Source organism: Lactobacillus xylocopicola (genome assembly GCF_033096005.1).
Classification (GTDB): Bacteria; Bacillota; Bacilli; order Lactobacillales; family Lactobacillaceae; genus Lactobacillus; species Lactobacillus xylocopicola.
Genome location: NZ_AP026803.1, coordinates 1,281,848 through 1,299,969 on the forward strand (window position 1 = coordinate 1,281,848; position 18,122 = coordinate 1,299,969).

Genomic DNA, 18,122 nt, shown 5'->3' on the forward strand with positions numbered 1-18,122 from the left:
TTATTTTTCCTCCATTATACTTTTGCTTCTGTTCTAGCAGCGCGCTGAGCCTGCCTTTTTTCATGATCTTCAACAAAGTTATCCAGCAAATCATATACTTCTTGTGCAGTCCAAACTTCGTTTATTTTAGCACGGGTCCGCGCCGAGCGGGGAATTCCCTTTAAGTAATAGGCCGCTTGTTGCCGAAATTCTGGCACGGCGATTTTTTCGCCCTTCAGTTCAACCAGACCGCGTAGCTGATGTTCAGCAGTTGCAACCCGCTCACGCACGCTCTGCGGTGGTAACTTTTCACCACTTTCCAGGTAGTGCACCATATCTTTTAAAATCCACGGGTTACCTAAAGCGGCGCGTCCGACCATAACAGCAGTGCAGCCGATTTCCTTCAGGGCTTTTTCAGCCAGTTCAGGCGTAGCCACATCACCATTAGCCACAAACGGCACGTCAAGCACCTGAGCAACATCATGCAGTGTTTCCCAATCTGCTACTCCCTGATACATCTGCTTGCGCGTTCTGCCATGCATTGCAATCATCGCTGCTCCCGCCTCTTGCGCAGCTAGGGCATTTTCGACGGCAAAGATATGTTTACGATCCCAACCTATCCGCATTTTTACGGAAACCGGCTTAGACACATTTTGTACAACCTTGTGCACCATCTGGTAGATCTTATTGGCATCAAGCAACCACTTAGAGCCAGCATCCGTCTTAGTGATTTTCGGAACTGGACAGCCCAGATTGATATCAATAATATCAGCTGCCGTGTGCTGGTCGATGTACTGCGCTGCTTCTAGCAGCGTTTCTTCTGATCCGCCAAAAATCTGAATACTCATTGGGTGCTCACGCGGATCAACTTTCATCATTGACATTGTCTTCTTATTGCGATAAATAATTCCATGATCGGAAATCATTTCGCACACTACCAACCCAGCACCAAATTCTTTGCAAATTAACCGAAAAGCCGAGTTTGACACCCCAGCCATCGGGGCCACAACAACTCGGTTGGGTATGGTTATATCGCGAATCTTCCAGCTATTATCCACCAAATCATCCTCTCATTCCTTTAATATCATAACAAAAGGGCCCAGATAAGCAAAATATCAAGCTACCAAGTAGATCGAATTACTTTTCAAGCAAAAATTTGCCAGGAGCGATCCGATTATAGTAGCGCAAAAAGGCCTTCTTGCTAGAATCATCAACTGCCAGATGGATTACGCCAGCATTTTGCACTTCACCAATGGCCGCAATGCTTGGTACCTGCAGAATTTTTTGAACCAATGCCCGTGAAGCTGTCCCATGAAAAACAACCATCACAGACTCATCCACATGCTTCTGCACAAGGTCTTGCCAGAAGTCTTGCAAGCGTGCACCTAGGTGTTCATAGCTTTCGCCAGTGGAATATTCACTATAATTTTCAGTAAAATAGCCCAGTTCATCAAAAACCTGAGGATAATTGGCGTGAATTTCGGCAATCGATTTACCGTCCCAGTTACCATAATCCATTTCTTTCAAACGATCATCAAAGATAATCTGGTGCCTGCCTTGGTCAACTATTTCCGCGGTCTCCTGGGCGCGCGCCAGCGGACTTGCATATACATGGTCAATCTTACTAGTATCAAAACTGTCACGTAAAGTCTCAGCCTGCTTAATTCCGGTTTGATTTAAGGGCAAGTTGGTTCCTGAACCATTAATCGCATCGGTCTTATTGGTATCAGTCTGACCATGACGCACAATATACACATTTAGCATTAATTACACTCCTTATTTACTAATTCAACTTCTCTATTATAGCAAAGTTGGTTGTTGCCGCCCACCTGACCTTGGGGCTAAAAAGCTCTGCTACATGTTTTCTGGCAGGCGAACGACCTCATCGTAATACTGGAGTTCAGCTGTTCGGTGCACAATGCTGATAACAGTTGTTTGTGGCAAATACTTGACAATCATCTTGTAAAGCCGGTCAATTGATTTTTCATCCAAGTTACTCGTGATTTCGTCTAGCAGTAAGATCTCTGGTTGCATCACAATTGCCCGTAAAAAAAGAATCTTTTGTTCCTCACCGCCTGAAATTTTGGTTTTGAAATCACCTGGGGTTTTACTGGTCAGCTCATTAACCGAGCTAATTAAGGTATCTAACCCAAGTTCATTATCCTTCCTTATTGATATCAGCCACTTAGCCTAGTTGCTAGACCGGTTAGTCAAGATAGTTGCGAGCTCTTGTTCAGAAAAGTTGTACTTCTTTCCACAAAAGTTGCAGGTTAGTTCAGCACCATGATCTTCTTTGATCATCTCTTCCAGTTGCTGTGTTTTGATTGTTGCTAAGATTTTACCATACTTTTCTTTGGAACAATCACACTGATAAGCAACCGATTCCTTAGCTAAAATCTTGCAATCTGTCCCCAAGATTTTGACTGCTAGCTGTTCGGGGGTCATTCCATCCAAAAAAGAAGTCGAAAGAATCGGCAACTCGTTAATCCGTTCAATTGTCTTAGTAATCAAACTGTCGCTAGCTCCCGGCAGAGCCTGTAACATAAAGCCACCGGCTGCACCAATCGTATTATTAGGCTTAACAAAGACTGACAATCCCACCGCTGATGGAATCTGTTCAGACTTAGTCAAGTAGTAAGCCACATCTTCTGCAATTTCGCCTGAAATAATCGGGACTTGCCCCGTATACGGCTCTTTCAGGCCAAGATCTTTAGTCACCTCGAGCCACCCCTTACCGACTGCCGTTTTTACATCAATATGGCCGTTTGCTTTTGCTGGTAAGGCAATATGAGGATTTTTTACGTAGCCCTTGACTGCTAAATCAGACTGCGCCGTTACCACAGTCGGCCCCACCGGACCGTCACCAAGCAGACGTACAGTTAACTCCTCTTGGTCAGTTAATTCAGCACCCGCCAGTAGCACACCTGCCAGCAGCGTCCGGCCAAGCACGGCCGAGGAAGCGGACCAAGTATCATGTCTAGTCTGTGCTTCTTGGACAAGCTCTGGGGCTACAATTGTTAATAGCCGCAAATTTTTACTTTGATCAATGGCCTTAATTAAATAATCACTCATCTTATTCTCCTAAAAAAATAGAGCCCGGTTAGGCCCTATTCATTATTAAATTTACTGATCGTCATCTTGGTTAGAATCAGATTCTGTTTCACTGTGCTTAGCATCAGACTGAGCAGAAGTGGTTTTGCCGGAAGAGCTATTTGCAGATCTGTGAGGACGTGCAGGTTTTTCTGGATTTTCCGGATTATTTTCTTCGGTCTTTAGATTCTTCTCTAAAGGTGTTTCAGCCTTTTCAGCAGTAGCCGCATCCTGATCTCTAAGTTCTTGTGCTTCTACAGAATTTGCTGTAGTAGCTTTCTTCTCAGCAGCTGCCTTAGCCTCTTCATAAGTTGAAGCTTTAGACTCACTTGGATATTCTTGCTCTGCTTTTTCTGGCATCTTACCAGTTTGGTAAAGCGACATAATCTGCTTTTCATCTAGAGTTTCATACTTCAGCAAGGCTTCTGCGATAATCTGATGTTTTTCACGATTATTTTCAACAATTTCAACGGCCTTGGTGTGGGCCTCGTCAAGCAATTTTTTAACGGCTTCGTCAATCTTCGCGGCAGTTGCCTCACTGTATGGCTTAAAACCATAAGGATTGGACTCACCCTCTTTTTCAAGTTCAACCATGCCCAAGGAATCAGTCATACCATAATTTACTACCATGCTATGAGCAATCTGCGTTGCCTGCTCAAAGTCGTTAGAAGCACCAGTTGACTGGTCGCCAACCACTACTTCTTCACCGGCGCGGCCACCCATCAGACCGACAATTTGTTCCATTAACTGCTTTTTAGTTAACAAAAATTCGTCATCTTTAGGCAACATTAAGTTGTAGCCACCAGTACGCCCGTGAGGCACAATTGTCACCTTGCGAACCGTCCGTGAATCGCTTAGTACCAACCCACAGATCGAGTGACCTGCTTCGTGGAAGGCGACCCGGCGCCTTTCCTTCTTTGAAATCAAGCTGTTCTTCTTGGCTGGACCAGCGATTACCCGATCTTCAGCCTCGTCTAGGTCAGCAGCTGCAATCTTCGATCCATCACGCCGGGCTGCTAGCAAAGCCGCCTCGTTCAACAAGTTAGCTAGGTCAGCTCCAACAAATCCTGGAGTCTGACGGGCAATTTCTTTTAGATCAACGTCAGCCGCCAACGGCATATTTTTGGCATGGACCCGTAAAATCGCTTCCCGTCCCCGAACATCTGGACTACCAACTAAGACCTTTCGATCAAAGCGACCTGGACGCAGTAAAGCTGGATCTAGAACATCAGAACGGTTGGTAGCTGCAATGACGATTACACCTTCGTTACCTTGGAAACCATCCATTTCAACCAGTAATTGGTTCAGAGTTTGCTCACGTTCATCATTACCACCACCAGCGGCATTACCACCCCGACGCCGACCAATTGCATCGATTTCATCAATAAAGATAATACTTGGTGCACTCTTTTTGGCATTAGTAAACAGGTCACGCACACGGCTGGCACCAACACCGACGAACATTTCAACGAAATCGGAACCTGAAATTGAGAAGAACGGTACATTAGCTTCACCTGCAACAGCACGCGCAAGCAATGTCTTACCAGTTCCTGGAGGGCCTTCAAGTAGAACCCCGGATGGAATCTTAGCCCCGAGCTTAGTAAACTTGGCCGGATTCTTTAAAAACTCGACAACTTCGACTAACTCCTGCTTTTCTTCCTCTTCACCAGCAACATCCGAGAAACGAACCTTGTTCTTCTTAGGATCTTCTGGCTTCACATGCGAACGGCCAAAATTCATAATGCCGCCGCCATTACCACCACGACCACCGCCACTGCTCTGGCTAATCATCATCCAGAGCATGACGATAAAGAGCACGGTCGGAATAAGCAGTACCACAGTTGAAATCCAGTTGCCCGACTGCGACTCTCCTTGAGTGGTCATCTTAGTATTGCTTTTTTCAGCTAAACCCTGTACATCAGACACACTCGCATCATTTTGCAGCATTGTAGTTGAAAAACGTTCTACCTTAGATTGTGTCTTACCACCAAAGAAGTCAAAACTATTCTTTGACTTACTTTGGCTTTCTTGTGCCTGGCGATAGCTACCTGACACAGTATAGATGCCATTGGCAGGCTGAACATTGAAATTCTTAACTTTGCCTTGGCGCAAATCTTTCACAAATTCTGAGTAGCTAATATTCTCGCTGCGGCCAGAATTATCATTTCCGCCGAGTGCCCAGTTGATTCCGCCAATTAAGACAAGGAAAACAACTATATAGAATAAGCCATTTGAAAACAGCCGATTCCGGTTATTCTTCATAAAAAACCTCCGCAAAGTCTCTAAAGGATATACGATAAAAGTTTATCACAAATTCTACCTTTGCTCTAACATTTTAGATTTTCTTATTAATTCTCAACATATAGGTAATATTCTGCTAAACCGGCAGCGGCCTGCTGATTACGATATGTCTCTTCCACAAAGACCACTTGCTGGTCGGCATAAATCGCCAAACAGTATGGTCGCAAAGCGTTGGGTATCCCAGCTTGAGCGAACTTCTTTTTGCTTTTGACATGGTGGCCATTCTTTAACAGTAGTCTTTGTCCCTGTTTTAGCGGACCAACCTTGAAAGCCGCCGCACGCGGGGCAACAAACTGGCCCAGCAAGTGGCCGCCTGTGCGGGCCTGCTTTACAAGGATGAAACGGCGCTGGCCATAGGAGAATTCGTGCCCTAATTCAATTGCAGCCGGCGCAATCGTGAAGGTTGGTCGCTGTTTAAGCAGGTAAAAGTATCCCTGATAAGTTAACAGCTCAAAGCCAGTTAAATGGTCATTGACTCGGCGGTGCCAGTTCTGCCAAATAAAGTACTGCCAGTATCCGGTTTGCTGGTCAGCTGATAAATGCGCTAACGCGCTTTGAGGCAACCGCAACGCCACCGCCAGAAAACTTGTAGGCTGAGGCAAAGAGGCATAAGACTGTGCAACTTGGCTGGTCATTAAATCAACCTGCTTGCTGAAGCGCAAGGCACTCTGCGTGAGCTGAGGATTTTCCTGCTTTAGTAATGGAATAATATGATGGCGCAGTCGATTGCGCTGCGTGTCATCTTCTTGATTAGACTCATCTTCAACAAAGGGAATCTTATTCTCCCGGTCGTAATTCAGCAGATCAGTTTTAGTAACCGTCAAAAGCGGCCGCAACAATAACTTGCCATGCATTCTGCCAATGGCTTTAAGACTGTTCATTTCACTAGGATTACCTGAGCGAATGAACTTCAGCAAAATATTCTCAACCAGGTCGTCGAGATGGTGTGCAGTCAACAAATAATCGCCACCATTTTGCTCCATTACCTGGTCTAAAAACTGATAGCGGGCCAGCCGAGCCGCTGCTTCAAGTCCAGAATCTGGGTGCAAGCGCTGGGGCCAGATGCCATCTACAACCTTGATTCCTTTATCCTGGCTATACTTAGCCAGCGTCGCGCTTTCGCAGTGCGAAGTGGGTCTCAATTGATGGTCGAAATGGGCGGCCAGCAGCTGAAAATGATACTTTTGCTTTAGCTGATTGAGCAGGTCAAGTAAGGCCATTGAATCGGGACCACCACTGGTCGCAACTACCAGCGTTTTATCTGATAGGGGGATTGCACTGCCTTTAAAAAAACCTTCAATTTGCATATTTAGTCAGTTCTTGTTCTAGTTTTTTAATTTCAACTTGAGCGCTCTCTACCGTATGAGATAACGTCGGCAAAAAGTTCACCGCAGTTATCTGCGTAAACTGGTTAGTAGGATCGATTAGGGCCGGATCATTGACCCGCATTCGCGACAAGCCTATTTTGCCGCGATTAATCTGGCTTACCACCACGCGCAAAGTCTGCCCAACTTGATATCGACGGCGCTCACGGGGCCAATTATCACCAAAGTCACTATAGTGAATCAAGCCAGATTTATTATGGGCTAACGTTAAAAAAACACCCAAATCACTAACATTGTTCACGACGCCAGTAAGACGTTGTCCAACTTGATATCTCATTAATTGTTATTTTTTCCCTCGGGTAGATTATAGACCACCTCGTTAGGCTTGGAATATAAGAACTTAGAGCGCACTAACTTAGCAACATAATCTGGATCTTTAAGGTCATCACGCTTAGCGGACAAAGTGCGTTTTTGGTCGTTAATCTGCTTGAGTGACTGTTTAGAAGCCTGTACTTGCTCATTAATCTGGTTGGTCTGCCGTTGTGCATAGACAATTTGGCAACCTAAAAAAATAAACAAAAGCGCAAAACCCGCGATAATACGATTACGCCGAACCCGGTGTACTTCTTTGGCTCTTTTTTCTTTTTTATTTCTTAAACGCGTCATCCGTTCTTCCGGGCTAAGCGAGTTATAGATACGTGGTCCTTTCATGATTTTTACCCTCTATTTACTAAAACAATACTGGGTTTATTATAACAATGGCCTTTCTAAAAGTCATTACCTATCCCGAAATTAGTCAATTAATTCATATAATTCACTGGCCTCGGCCTTTTTGGTGGTTTCACGCACTTCACAAACTCTGGCCTTAACTTGCCGAGAGCCATAGCCAACCTCAATCACATCGCCCACCTTGATTTCATAGCTGGACTTAACTACCCGGTCGTTCACCTTAATGCGGCCCTGATCAGCCATTTCTTTAGCGATTGGCCGGCGTTTAACTAAACGGGATACTTTTAAAAATTTATCGATTCTCATTTTTTACCTCTTTAATTATCTTTGAATAATGGCCGTCACTGCAGTCATGAAGGTCATCAATTCATTGAATAAGCTACGTGTCTGCAGTCCGGCTGGTAATTCTAACAATACCACTAACCGCTTTTGCGGCGTTAAATTGATTTTAGTTTTGAACGAGACATGTTCCAATGCCTTAAAAATATTTGGTCCGGTCAATTCCGTGGATGCCTGTACTTGAAACTCCACTTTGACTTGCTGCTTTGCCCTCACCATGGTCAGAACCTGAGCTAAATCCGCAGCGGCTTTGACCTGAGAAATAGCTAGTAAGTTTTCCACGGGCTTAGGATAATCACCAAAGCGGTCAATCAATTCATCCTGAATTTGGGCAATTTCATCTACCCCTGCTGCCTTAATTTTCTTGTAAAATTCAATCTTTTCTTCTTGGTCAGCAATGTAGCTGTTGGGAATATAGGCTTCAAGGCCCAAGTCAATTTCAGCATTACTCTTTGCCCGTCTGGGCTTACCCTGACGGTCTTTAATGGCATCAGCGAGCATTTGAGAGTAGAGGTCATAGCCAACACTATCGATGAAGCCGTGTTGTTGAGCGCCAAGCATGTTACCAGCACCGCGAATTGATAAATCGCGCATGGCAATCTTGAAGCCTGAACCCAGTTCGGTAAAGTCCCGGATTGCTTCCAGGCGCTTTTCGCCTACTTCAGTCAAAACTTTATTAGGTTGATAGAGGAAGTATGCATAAGCCAAACGCGCACTTCGGCCAATCCGGCCGCGTAGCTGATATAACTGACTTAGGCCGTAGTGGTCAGCATTTTCAACAATCATCGTATTAACGTTCGGCATGTCAATGCCCGTTTCAATGATGGTTGTTGTTACTAAGACGTCAAATTCTCGGTTTAAAAACCGGTAAAGAATGTCTTCCATCTGATTCTTACTCATCCGGCCATGGACGCTGGCAATGCGGGCAGTAGGCAGCAGCTTTTGCAATTCAGTAACTACATCTTCAATATCACCAATCCGGTTGTGCAAGTAAAAGACCTGGCCAGCGCGTTGCATCTCCCGCAGGCAGGCATCCTTGATGACGCTGGGAAGCTGTTCCATTACATAAGTCTGGATGGGATAGCGATTCGCTGGCGGCGTCTCCATTACCGATAAGTCGCGCACGCCGACCATTGACATGTGTAACGTCCGCGGAATTGGCGTTGCCGTTAGAGTTAAGACGTCGATATTAGCCTTGAGCTCTTTTAGTCGCTCTTTATGTTTAACGCCAAAGCGCTGCTCTTCATCAACAATTAACAGTCCCAAGTCCTTGAACTGAACATCCTTAGACAAGAGGCGGTGAGTTCCAACCACCAGATCAAGCTCACCAAGCTCCAGCCTATGAACAATTTCTTTAGCTTCGGCGATCGTTTGAAAGCGTGACAAAACTGCATAGTTAACCGGGAAATTTTTGAACCTGTCCACAATTGTTTCATAATGCTGCTGGGCTAAAATGGTCGTTGGCACCAAAAAAGCAACTTGCTTGCCAGCCTCGATTGCCTTGAAGGCAGCGCGCAAAGCTACCTCAGTTTTACCAAAGCCAACATCCCCAACCAGTAAGCGATCCATCGGCCGCGCTTGTTCCATATCGTGCTTAACTTCAGCGATTGACCGCAACTGGTCAGGAGTTTCTACATAAGGGAAGGCGTCTTCAAACTGGTGCTGCAATTCATCATCTGCAGCATAGGCGTAACCCTTTTCTGCTTCACGCTTGGCATACAAATCAATCAGGTCATCAGCAATATCTTCGACCTTGGATTGTACCTTATGTTTGGTTTTGGCCCACTCGCTGCCACCCAACTTGTTAACGTGTGGTCGCTTCCCCTCTGAGGCCACATACTTTTGCACCAACTTCAACTGGTCAGCTGGTACAAACAGCTGGTCACCATGCTGGTAAGTGATGGTAATATAATCGCGCTTAAGGCCGTTATTTTCTAGTGTTTTAATCCCTTCAAAGCGACCAATACCATGATTCACATGGACAACATAGTCGCCAGGCTTGAGTTCCGTGTAACTGCGCAACCGTTGGGCATTTTCCAGCGTTTTAATCCTGCGAGTGTGGTGGGTAGTTTTATTAAATAATTCGTGTTCAGTCAAGTAGACTAAGTTGTTATTAGGTAGGGTAAAGCCGCTGGCAAAAGCACCGACCATAATCTGCGTTTGGCCTTCAGTCAGTTGATCTGGCTCAACTATTGGCACTTCTAACCCAAATTCCGTCAAAGTCTGGTTAATTTGTCTTGCTCTTTTGGCATTATCAGCCTGCAAGATGACAGTCTGCCCCTTCTTTTGGTAAGAAGCCAGTTCTGTCTTCAACAAGGGCAGCTGACTAAAGAATTGTTCGGGCTGCCGCGTCGGCCAGTCAAATAACTGCCCCAACCGAATCCGACCAATACTCCGCTGAAAAAGTGAAAAGTAAATATGATGGTGCTGATCACCAGACCATGTTTGCGAAAAGTTCGTCCGCAGTTCCTGCCCTGGAAGCATTGCGCCCGTTTTGAGTTCATCATCAACAAAGCCAGCATTCTGTTGGTCAACCGTCTGCACCGCTTGATCGATTAGTGGCCAGTCATCAAGCATAACCAAACCATCTTGCCCCAAATAATCGAGTAGAGTACTCGGTTGCGCAATTAGGTAGTCAACTAAAAAAGCATAATTTTGCGGCAGCGTTGCGTTTTGCAAGTCATCAACAACTTGGGCAAAATGCTCTTGGACTGCCTTGGCTGGAGCCGGGGCTGCTGCCATCGCCTGCGTAATTGCCGCCGCCGCGCGCTTGAAGTCGCTCTCCTGAAAAATCCGGTCTTGAGCCGCTGACACCACAACTTGGTCTAGTTCTTTTTGGCTACGCTGACTGGCTAGGTCAAACTCCTTAACCGTATCAACCTCATCGCCAAAAAATTCAATTCTGACCGGATTTTCACGGTCTAATGGGTAAATATCTAAAATATCCCCCCGCAACGCAAATTCGCCCGGTTTGGCCACCAAATTTTCCCGTTGGTAACCCGCACCAACTAGCCAGCTGGCCAGCTCAGCTAAAACATATTCAGCTCCCGGCTTTAACGCACGTTTAGTAGCTGCATAGTCTTCAGGTTGCGATAACTTGTACTGCAAGCCTTGCGGTACCGTCACCACAATCCCCTGCCGCTGACTTAACAAAAAGTTGAGTGCTTGAATGCGGCTGCTTAATTCATCCGGCGAACTGACTGCGGTCTGCGTGGCAATTGTTGTGTCTACCGGAAAGAGCTGTACACTGCCAACTGGCATCACTGCAACTAACTCACTGAAAAGTTTTTGAGCCTTATTTTCATTTTCTTCAATTAAGATCAGTGGACGGTCAAGTGTAGTCACTATTTGTTTTAAGAGCAGACTAAAAGCACCGGCATTGGCGCCCGTGATTAACGAGTTTTCAACTTTGACCGTCTTGGCAATGAAACTGGCCAGGTCACGGTCTTTAGCAATCAGCTTGGTTAAACGCATTTTAATTGTATTGATTCATCAAATCTTGGCTACTTTTTCCGGCAATAAAGTCACCAATTACGTTGCTGGCAGTATCAAAGGCCGCATCCATCAGCTTTTGCTGGTCCTGGTCGAAGCGGGAAAGAACCCAGGAAACAACCGCTGCTGCACTAGCATTATCGGGGTGACGAATACCGATTTTAAGGCGGTTAAAGTCACTTGAGCCTAAGTCACGGATAATACTTTTGATCCCATTATGACCACCGGATTTGCCATTGGCTCGAATGCGAATTTTGCCTAGTGGCATGTCCATATCATCATGGATGATCAGGATATCCTGCGGTGCAACTTTGAAAAAACGCGCAAATTGGGCAACAGCGCGCCCCGATTCATTCATATAAGTTAATGGCTCAAGCAGAATGACGGGGGTGCCGTTAATCACTTGTTTACAATACTTACCTGTGAACTTTTCGCGATCCAGCTGGATGCCATTTTCTGTTAGATACCGATCTAGCGCCATAAAACCAGTATTGTGCTTGGTACCATCGTACTTTTTACCTGGATTGCCCAGGCCTGCTACTATTTTCATCAAATTTCCCCTTATTTTTAGTCGTATTAATGATAGCACACTCAGGCCAGTTCAATTGCAGCAGACTATTACACTTTGATTGCACTACTTAAAAAGACTTTTTAAAATGCCCTACTAGTGCTACACTCTAGTTAATTGACATTTTGACTTTAATTTAACTTTAATCATAATGCACACTATGGTATAATCACTTGAATTATTTTTTGCAATGGAGGCAGTCTCATGCTGATCAAATCTTTAGTTATTAAAAAGGATTACTTAACAACGGTTAACGAACACGCTACGCTTGAGGAAGCATTAGCAATTTTAGAAGATTCGGGCTACCGCTGTGTGCCAATTTTGGACGATACCGGTACCATTTTCCGTGGTAATATCTACAAAATGCACATCTATCGCCATAAGTCCCAAGGTAAGGATATGAGCCTACCGGTCACTTACTTGTTGAAGAATGCTACTAAAACCATCAAGGTTAATTCACCATTTTTTAAAGTTTTCTTCACAATCAAAGACCTACCTTATATTACCGTTCTAGATGAGAGTGGCAAGTTTTATGGGATTCTAACTCACTCACGCCTGCTCGACATGTTATCAGCTGCCTGGAACGTAAAAAGTGGTTCTTATGTGCTGACTGTATTAACTGACAACTCACGCGGAAACTTGGTCAAGATGGCCAAGGTCATTAGTAAGTACACGGCCATTGCAGGGACAATGAGTTTGGATGGATCAAGTTCAGCAGAAAACAGTAACTTTGTGCGGCGCATCCTCTTCACTCTACCGGCGGGCGTATCACTTGAGACCTTGAAAACAATCGTCAGCAAGCTGGAACACAAGGGCTACGTGGTGGCCGAAATTGAGGACCTCCAGGCCGGCATGACCATTATGAGCGACGAAAATCCGGGTATTTATCTCAGTGAACCAGAAGATAATTAATTATCTTCAAGGCACACAACCAAAAAGCACTGCTTATCTATTGAAGCAATGCTTTTTTGTTATCTGCACAAGTAATTGCAGTCAAGTATCTAATGACTTCCCCCGCGCATACCGAGTAAATCTTAGTCATCAGCCAAATATGCTTTGCGTTGCTTTAGCCAGTAGTCTCTATCTGCTGCAGAAAACGTGCGAATTACCCTAGCTGGATTACCAACGGCCAGACTATTTTCAGGTAAGCTCTTAGTAACCACTGCTCCTGCTCCCACTACAGTCTTAGCACCAATCGTTACTCCCGGCAGAATAACTGCACTACCACCTATCCAGACGTCATCCGCCACTGTTATCGGAAGACCATATTCAAGCCCAGCGCTTCTAACTTGAGCATCCAGTGGGTGACCAGCAGTATAAAAACTCACGTTAGGGCCGACCAAGACGTTGTCGCCAAAGGTAATCAAATTTACATCTAAAAAGGTGCAATTTTGATTAGCATAAAAGTTATCCCCTAAGCTTATGTGGCGGCCATAATCTACATACAGTGGTGGATTAATATAAAGATTCTCACCTGCTTTTTTCACCAATTGCCGTTCTAGCTCAATAATTTCAGTTTTATTTTGAATCGGTAATTGATTTATTTTTGAGCTATTATTTTTCCGTGGATCGACCTGTTTTCAGGTTTAATTCTATCTGCCCGATATAATTCTCCGGCCAACATTTTTTTATATTCTTTGTCTGTCGGTTGACTATTTTTCATAACCATTACTCCCAAATTGCTTAATCAATAGTCCTAATGTTGTCCACATCGGCCAACCTTGTGCCACGATTTAATAGCCGTTATAAACCTTCATAATATTCTCGCGGCAGGCGGTCAGAAAGCAGGCAGGCAACTTCATAATGAATAGAATCAACATAGTCAGCCGCTTTTTTTATGCTGTTTGGTGCCGCTGGATCATTAGCAATCAAGACCACTTTCGTACCTACTGGCATTGCATGGGGCAAGCGCACCATCAATTGATCCATACAAATACGACCAACAATCGGACAGTAGCAGTCGCCCACCTTGACGGTAAAACCCTGAAATTTACGGATAAAGCCATCAGCATAGCCCAGCGGAACCGTCCCAATGACTTGGTCACGCTCCGCCAGGTAAGTTGAGCCGTAGCCCACACCTTCTCCTTTGACCACCGTATGAACCTGGACGAGCTCGCTTTCAAGCGATAAGGCCGGTTTTAGCTTAACTTTCATCGGCAGTTCAGGACTGGCCGGATTAGCAGACGGATTAAGGCCATAGATGCCAATCCCGAAACGCACCAAATCGCTCTTTACGCCCTTGTCATACACACTGGCGGCCGTGTTGTCCACATGAATCCACTGCGGCTTTAACTTAAGCAGGTGCTTAAAGTGATCAAAACGGGCTACTTGCTGCTTAAAGTAAGTATCATCACTACTGTCAGCTGAAGCAAAGTGGGTAAACATTCCTTCAACATCAAAGTGCGGATTAGCTTGCAAAAAGTCGTTAGCTGCAAGAAAGTCTGCATCCTCACTAAAACCAATGCGATTCATGCCAGAATCAACTGCTAAGTGAACTTTCAGGCGCAGATTGGCAGCTGTTAATTCTTGGTCGGCCGCCTTGAGCCAAGCTAAAGTTGGTACCGTTAACGAAATATCTGCTGCTGCCGCTAGCCCTGCACAGGCTGGCGGCGTTACCCCCAACACTAAAATGGGCTGCGTAAGGTCTGCTTTACGTAGTTCCAGTGCCTCATCCAAGATTGCCACACAAAAGCCACTAGCACCTGCCTTGACCGCCTCACGAGCAACTCTCACTGCACCGTGGCCATAGGCGTTGGCTTTCACAACTGCAAACAACTTTTGTCCTGGCTCTAAATGGCTTTTTTCTGCTTTAATATTATGTCTTATCGCAGCTAAGTCCACACGTACATGCGCTGGGCGATGTATTCCTGGCACCATTCTTACTTCTCCAAAACAATTAAAGTGACTATTTCATGATTATCATGACTAATACTTGGAAAAATTTTCCCTGCAAACTTACTTGAAGTAGTCACGGGATGACCAAGATCATCCCATAATGTTTCTATATCTTGCAAGCCAATTTCTTTACCCAGGCCGGTTCCCATCGCCTTAGAAAAGGACTCCTTAAGTGAAAAGCGACCGCCTAAATACTCAACTTTGCGCTTGCCTTGCATCTTTTGGTACTGGGCAAATTCATTGGGGGTTAGCACCTTGCGAGCAAAATTATCACCTTTAGCTACTAATTTTGCGACCCGTTCTACTTCAACTGCATCAATTCCTACACCAGCTATCATTTTTTCCACCTCACTGTAAAAATTATAGCCTAAAAAAAGAGTTACATCTTAATGTAGCTCTTTTTTAGTAAAAATATTAATCTTTTTTGTTCTTAATCACAAAGCTGTGACCCCCACCTGACCGGTGTGAGTTATTACCGCGATAACCGCCACCGCTGCGGCCATGGTCACCGCCGCGATAACCACTGTAGCCATGATCATTATGACCGCGCTCACCGCCGCGGTATCCACCGCGCCCGCTGCGGCCCCGGCCGCCGCCATGACCGTAATTGCCCCGGCTTCTACCACCACCGCGGCGGCCGTTGCCGCCACGTGATGGCAATGGTTTTTGTGAACTTATATTAACCTCAACATCAGCTGAATCCTTAGACAAATTCTTCAACAGTGCAGCTGCAAGGTCAACAGCAGAATAGTTTTCCAACAATTCACTGGCATCATCAGTATACTTGGAAAGATCTTCCTTCATCAGGTCTTCAATCTTGGTTTTAGCAATCTTAAGTTGACCGTGCAAAGCCTGGTCATCCGTTGGTGGAGTGAGCGGCATCATCTTTTTCTTAGTCAACCTTTCGATTGTCTTCATATAGCTCATTTCACCAGGCGTAACAAAGGTAATCGAATTACCATTTTGCCCTGCCCGACCAGTACGACCAATACGGTGGACGTAAGAATCTGGGTCTTGCGGAATGTCGTAGTTGTACACGTGGGTTACACCTGAAATGTCAAGACCACGGGCAGCAACGTCAGTTGCTACCAAGATATCTAATTTTCCTGCACGGAACCGCTTCAACACGCTAATCCGGCGCGCTTGCGACAGGTCGCCATGAATACCAGCTGCATTGTAGCCACGTGCCTGCAAGCCGCGCGTGATTTCATCAACTCGCCGTTTAGTCCGGACAAAGATAACGGCTAAGTCAGGATTCTGAACATCGAATAAGCGACACATAATGTCAAACTTTTCGGAATCTTTAGCGCGCACGTAATACTGATCAATCAGGTCGGCGGTCAGCTCTTTGGCCTTAACCTGCACAACCTCAGGATCATGCATGAACTTTTCACTAATATTTAAAATTGGCTTAGGCATTGTCGCACTAAACAGCAATGTCTGCTTCCGGTTCTTCACATAGCTTAAGATGCTTTCGATGTCTTGAATAAAGCCCATGTCAAGCATTTCATCAGCCTCGTCTAAGACGATCGTAGAAACGTCTTCCAGATTGACCGTTTTCCGCTTCAAGTGATCAAGCAAACGGCCTGGGGTCCCAACTAAGATGGCTGGAACATTATTTTTAAGTGACCGAATCTGCCGGCCGATATCAGCTCCACCATAGACAACTTGCACACGAGCATGTTCGTCACGGCCTAAACGGAAGAGTTCTTCCTGGGTTTGGATGGCTAATTCACGCGTAGGTTCAATAATTAACGCTTGAATTACCTTCTTATCCTTATCTAAGTTTTGTAAAATTGGTAGGGCAAAGGCGGCGGTCTTACCGGTACCCGTCTGGGCCTGTCCAATTACATCCTTACCCGCTAAGGCAAGGGGAATTGTTTGTTCCTGGATTGGCGTTGCTTCCTCAAATCCTGAACGTTTAATGGCCTTTAATAGCTCATCATTTAATCCTAATTCCGTAAATTTCACTAAATTCTCCTTATCTAAGCCGCTCTACTACCTTTTCGAGGTGCATGCCATGTGATCCCTTAAGGACAACTATGTCGTGCGGCTTAATATCATTTTTTAGATCAGCAATCATGTGCTGCATCTGGTCTTCTAGGTAGTAATGCATATGTTCTGGCTCATAACGATCCTTTAGTGCAGTGGCTAAATTCTTCATTTCTGAACCAAATAAATATACTTCGTTAATCACTTGAGGATCAAGGCAATCTGCCAGGTTCCAGTGCAATTCTGCTGACTTTTGGCCAAGTTCTAGCATATCACCTAAAACAGCTATCCGGCGGCTACCTGCTGGCACCTGAATTTGTCCAAAACTGGCTAACACCGCACGCACTGCCGTCGGATTAGAGTTATACACATCACTCATGATGTCTTCACCCACATCGCCTTTTTCCCATTCCATCCGATTGGCGGTTGGAGTAAAACCGGCTAAGGCAGCCGCAATTTCTTCATTGCTTTCACCAAAGTGCCGGCCAACGCACAAAGCCGCGAGCGCATTCGCTACGTTGTGCTGGCCAATCATCGGAATGGTGAACTTGCAATCGGAACCATTCACCGTAAATGATGCATGATGCTTATAGCTACTAAAGCCAGTTGCATAAACTGTATCATCTTTGGCAAAACCAAAGGTAACTTTTGCTTGATTGAGCTGCTCTGAACGTTCTCGTAAAAGTGGTTCATCCCCGTTATAGATGAGTTCGCCATCTTCTTGTAAAAAGTCGGTGATCTCCAGCTTGGCATCCGCAATTTTGGCGCGAGAACCAAAAAATTCAATGTGGGCTTCACCAATCATCGTAATCACCGTCACATCAGGATGGGTCAATTCACTTAATTCATGTAGTTGCCCGGCATGGTCCATCCCCATTTCAAGCACCAGGATTTCAGTATTGGGTTTCATGCCCAAGATAGTCATCGGAACGCCAATCTCATTGTTAAAATTAGCATCCGTCTTGTGCACGTTAAAGCGCTTGGCTAAGACAGCCGCGGTCATATCTTTAGTGGTGGTTTTACCATTTGAACCGGTAATTCCAACAACAGTTGGGTTTACCTTGCCCAGGTAATACTGCGCCAGCTTTTGCATACTCTGCAAGGGATCTTCCACCTCAAGTAGCGCAATCCCGTTGGGCTTGTTCGGGTGACCTTGTTGCCACAAACTGGCACTAGCTCCCTGACTGATTGCACTACTTACAAAGTCGTGCCCGTCGCGTTCTCCCTTGAGCGGAACAAATAGACCACCAGCCTCAATCTTGCGTGAGTCAAAGGCAACAGAGGTAATAACAGCCTGATCGTTGCCTGTGCATGTTGCATTAATTGCCTTGGCAATTTCTGCCAGTTGCATTTTCATCTATTTTTCTCCTAGCTAAAAATAAATTTGGTAAAGCAGCTGCTATGCTAGCCTC

The 18,122-nt window shown here is 45.3% G+C and carries 16 protein-coding genes and 2 pseudogenes; 1 reads left to right on the plus strand and 17 read right to left on the minus strand.

Annotated elements, in window-relative coordinates; all coding sequences use genetic code 11:
• Window positions 1-14: 14 nt before the first annotated feature.
• The 12 genes and pseudogenes from dusB to pth all read right to left on the minus strand — a co-directional run bounded on the left by dusB (window position 15) and on the right by pth (window position 11,805).
• Complete coding sequence (gene dusB, locus R8389_RS06240; protein WP_317637167.1) at window positions 15-1,037, minus strand: tRNA dihydrouridine synthase DusB; 1,023 nt, start codon at window positions 1,035-1,037, stop codon at window positions 15-17.
• 79 nt (window positions 1,038-1,116) lie between these two features.
• The gene (locus R8389_RS06245; protein WP_317637168.1) at window positions 1,117-1,743 is read right to left on the minus strand and encodes a histidine phosphatase family protein; all 627 of its coding nucleotides are present in this window, start codon (window positions 1,741-1,743) and stop codon (window positions 1,117-1,119) included.
• A gap of 90 nt (window positions 1,744-1,833) precedes the next feature.
• Window positions 1,834-2,013, minus strand: a complete 180-nt coding sequence (locus R8389_RS06250; protein WP_317637169.1) for a hypothetical protein — start codon at window positions 2,011-2,013, stop codon at window positions 1,834-1,836.
• 21 nt (window positions 2,014-2,034) lie between these two features.
• Window positions 2,035-2,160, minus strand: a pseudogene (locus R8389_RS07885) (hypothetical protein); the annotation flags it as partial.
• Between the two features lie 9 nt (window positions 2,161-2,169).
• Window positions 2,170-3,051: an Hsp33 family molecular chaperone HslO gene (gene hslO, locus R8389_RS06255; protein ID WP_317637170.1), complete on the minus strand. Its 882-nt coding sequence runs from the start codon at window positions 3,049-3,051 to the stop codon at window positions 2,170-2,172.
• A gap of 51 nt (window positions 3,052-3,102) precedes the next feature.
• Complete coding sequence (gene ftsH, locus R8389_RS06260; protein ID WP_317637171.1) at window positions 3,103-5,331, minus strand: ATP-dependent zinc metalloprotease FtsH; 2,229 nt, start codon at window positions 5,329-5,331, stop codon at window positions 3,103-3,105.
• Window positions 5,332-5,417: 86 nt separating this feature from the next.
• Window positions 5,418-6,677 (minus strand): tRNA lysidine(34) synthetase TilS, encoded by a 1,260-nt coding sequence (tilS, locus tag R8389_RS06265; RefSeq protein WP_317637172.1) that lies wholly within the window; start codon window positions 6,675-6,677, stop codon window positions 5,418-5,420.
• The gene (locus R8389_RS06270) at window positions 6,667-7,032 is read right to left on the minus strand and encodes a S1 RNA-binding domain-containing protein (protein WP_317637173.1); all 366 of its coding nucleotides are present in this window, start codon (window positions 7,030-7,032) and stop codon (window positions 6,667-6,669) included. Before R8389_RS06270 ends, tilS begins: the two co-directional genes overlap by 11 nt.
• The gene (locus R8389_RS06275; RefSeq protein WP_317638259.1) at window positions 7,032-7,409 is read right to left on the minus strand and encodes an FtsB family cell division protein; all 378 of its coding nucleotides are present in this window, start codon (window positions 7,407-7,409) and stop codon (window positions 7,032-7,034) included. The genes R8389_RS06270 and R8389_RS06275 overlap by 1 nt, the downstream gene beginning before the upstream one ends.
• Before the next feature lie 78 nt (window positions 7,410-7,487).
• Window positions 7,488-7,730 (minus strand): RNA-binding S4 domain-containing protein, encoded by a 243-nt coding sequence (locus R8389_RS06280; RefSeq protein WP_317637174.1) that lies wholly within the window; start codon window positions 7,728-7,730, stop codon window positions 7,488-7,490.
• 15 nt (window positions 7,731-7,745) lie between these two features.
• Window positions 7,746-11,237, minus strand: a complete 3,492-nt coding sequence (gene mfd, locus R8389_RS06285) for a transcription-repair coupling factor (RefSeq protein ID WP_317637175.1) — start codon at window positions 11,235-11,237, stop codon at window positions 7,746-7,748.
• A gap of 1 nt (window position 11,238) precedes the next feature.
• Window positions 11,239-11,805: an aminoacyl-tRNA hydrolase gene (gene pth / locus R8389_RS06290; RefSeq protein ID WP_317637176.1), complete on the minus strand. Its 567-nt coding sequence runs from the start codon at window positions 11,803-11,805 to the stop codon at window positions 11,239-11,241.
• 222 nt (window positions 11,806-12,027) lie between these two features.
• Here pth and cbpA point away from each other — a divergent pair, with 222 nt between their 5' ends.
• Window positions 12,028-12,735, plus strand: coding sequence for a cyclic di-AMP binding protein CbpA (cbpA, locus tag R8389_RS06295; protein ID WP_317637177.1), 708 nt, complete (start codon window positions 12,028-12,030; stop codon window positions 12,733-12,735).
• Between the two features lie 122 nt (window positions 12,736-12,857).
• On the opposite strand, the pseudogene R8389_RS06300 reads toward cbpA, so the two are convergent.
• From R8389_RS06300 to R8389_RS06320, 5 genes and pseudogenes are all read right to left on the minus strand, one after another.
• A pseudogene (locus R8389_RS06300) lies at window positions 12,858-13,486 on the minus strand (sugar O-acetyltransferase).
• Window positions 13,487-13,566: 80 nt separating this feature from the next.
• Window positions 13,567-14,700, minus strand: a complete 1,134-nt coding sequence (alr, locus tag R8389_RS06305) for an alanine racemase (protein ID WP_317637178.1) — start codon at window positions 14,698-14,700, stop codon at window positions 13,567-13,569.
• Between the two features lie 2 nt (window positions 14,701-14,702).
• Window positions 14,703-15,056, minus strand: a complete 354-nt coding sequence (gene acpS / locus R8389_RS06310) for a holo-ACP synthase (protein ID WP_317637179.1) — start codon at window positions 15,054-15,056, stop codon at window positions 14,703-14,705.
• 76 nt (window positions 15,057-15,132) lie between these two features.
• A complete protein-coding gene (gene cshA, locus R8389_RS06315) occupies window positions 15,133-16,689 on the minus strand; it encodes a degradosome RNA helicase CshA (protein ID WP_317637180.1) in 1,557 nt (518 codons plus the stop codon).
• 10 nt (window positions 16,690-16,699) lie between these two features.
• On the minus strand, window positions 16,700-18,067 hold the full coding sequence (locus R8389_RS06320) for a UDP-N-acetylmuramoyl-tripeptide--D-alanyl-D-alanine ligase (RefSeq protein WP_317637181.1): 1,368 nt from the start codon (window positions 18,065-18,067) through the stop codon (window positions 16,700-16,702).
• Between the last annotated feature and the right edge of the window lie 55 nt (window positions 18,068-18,122).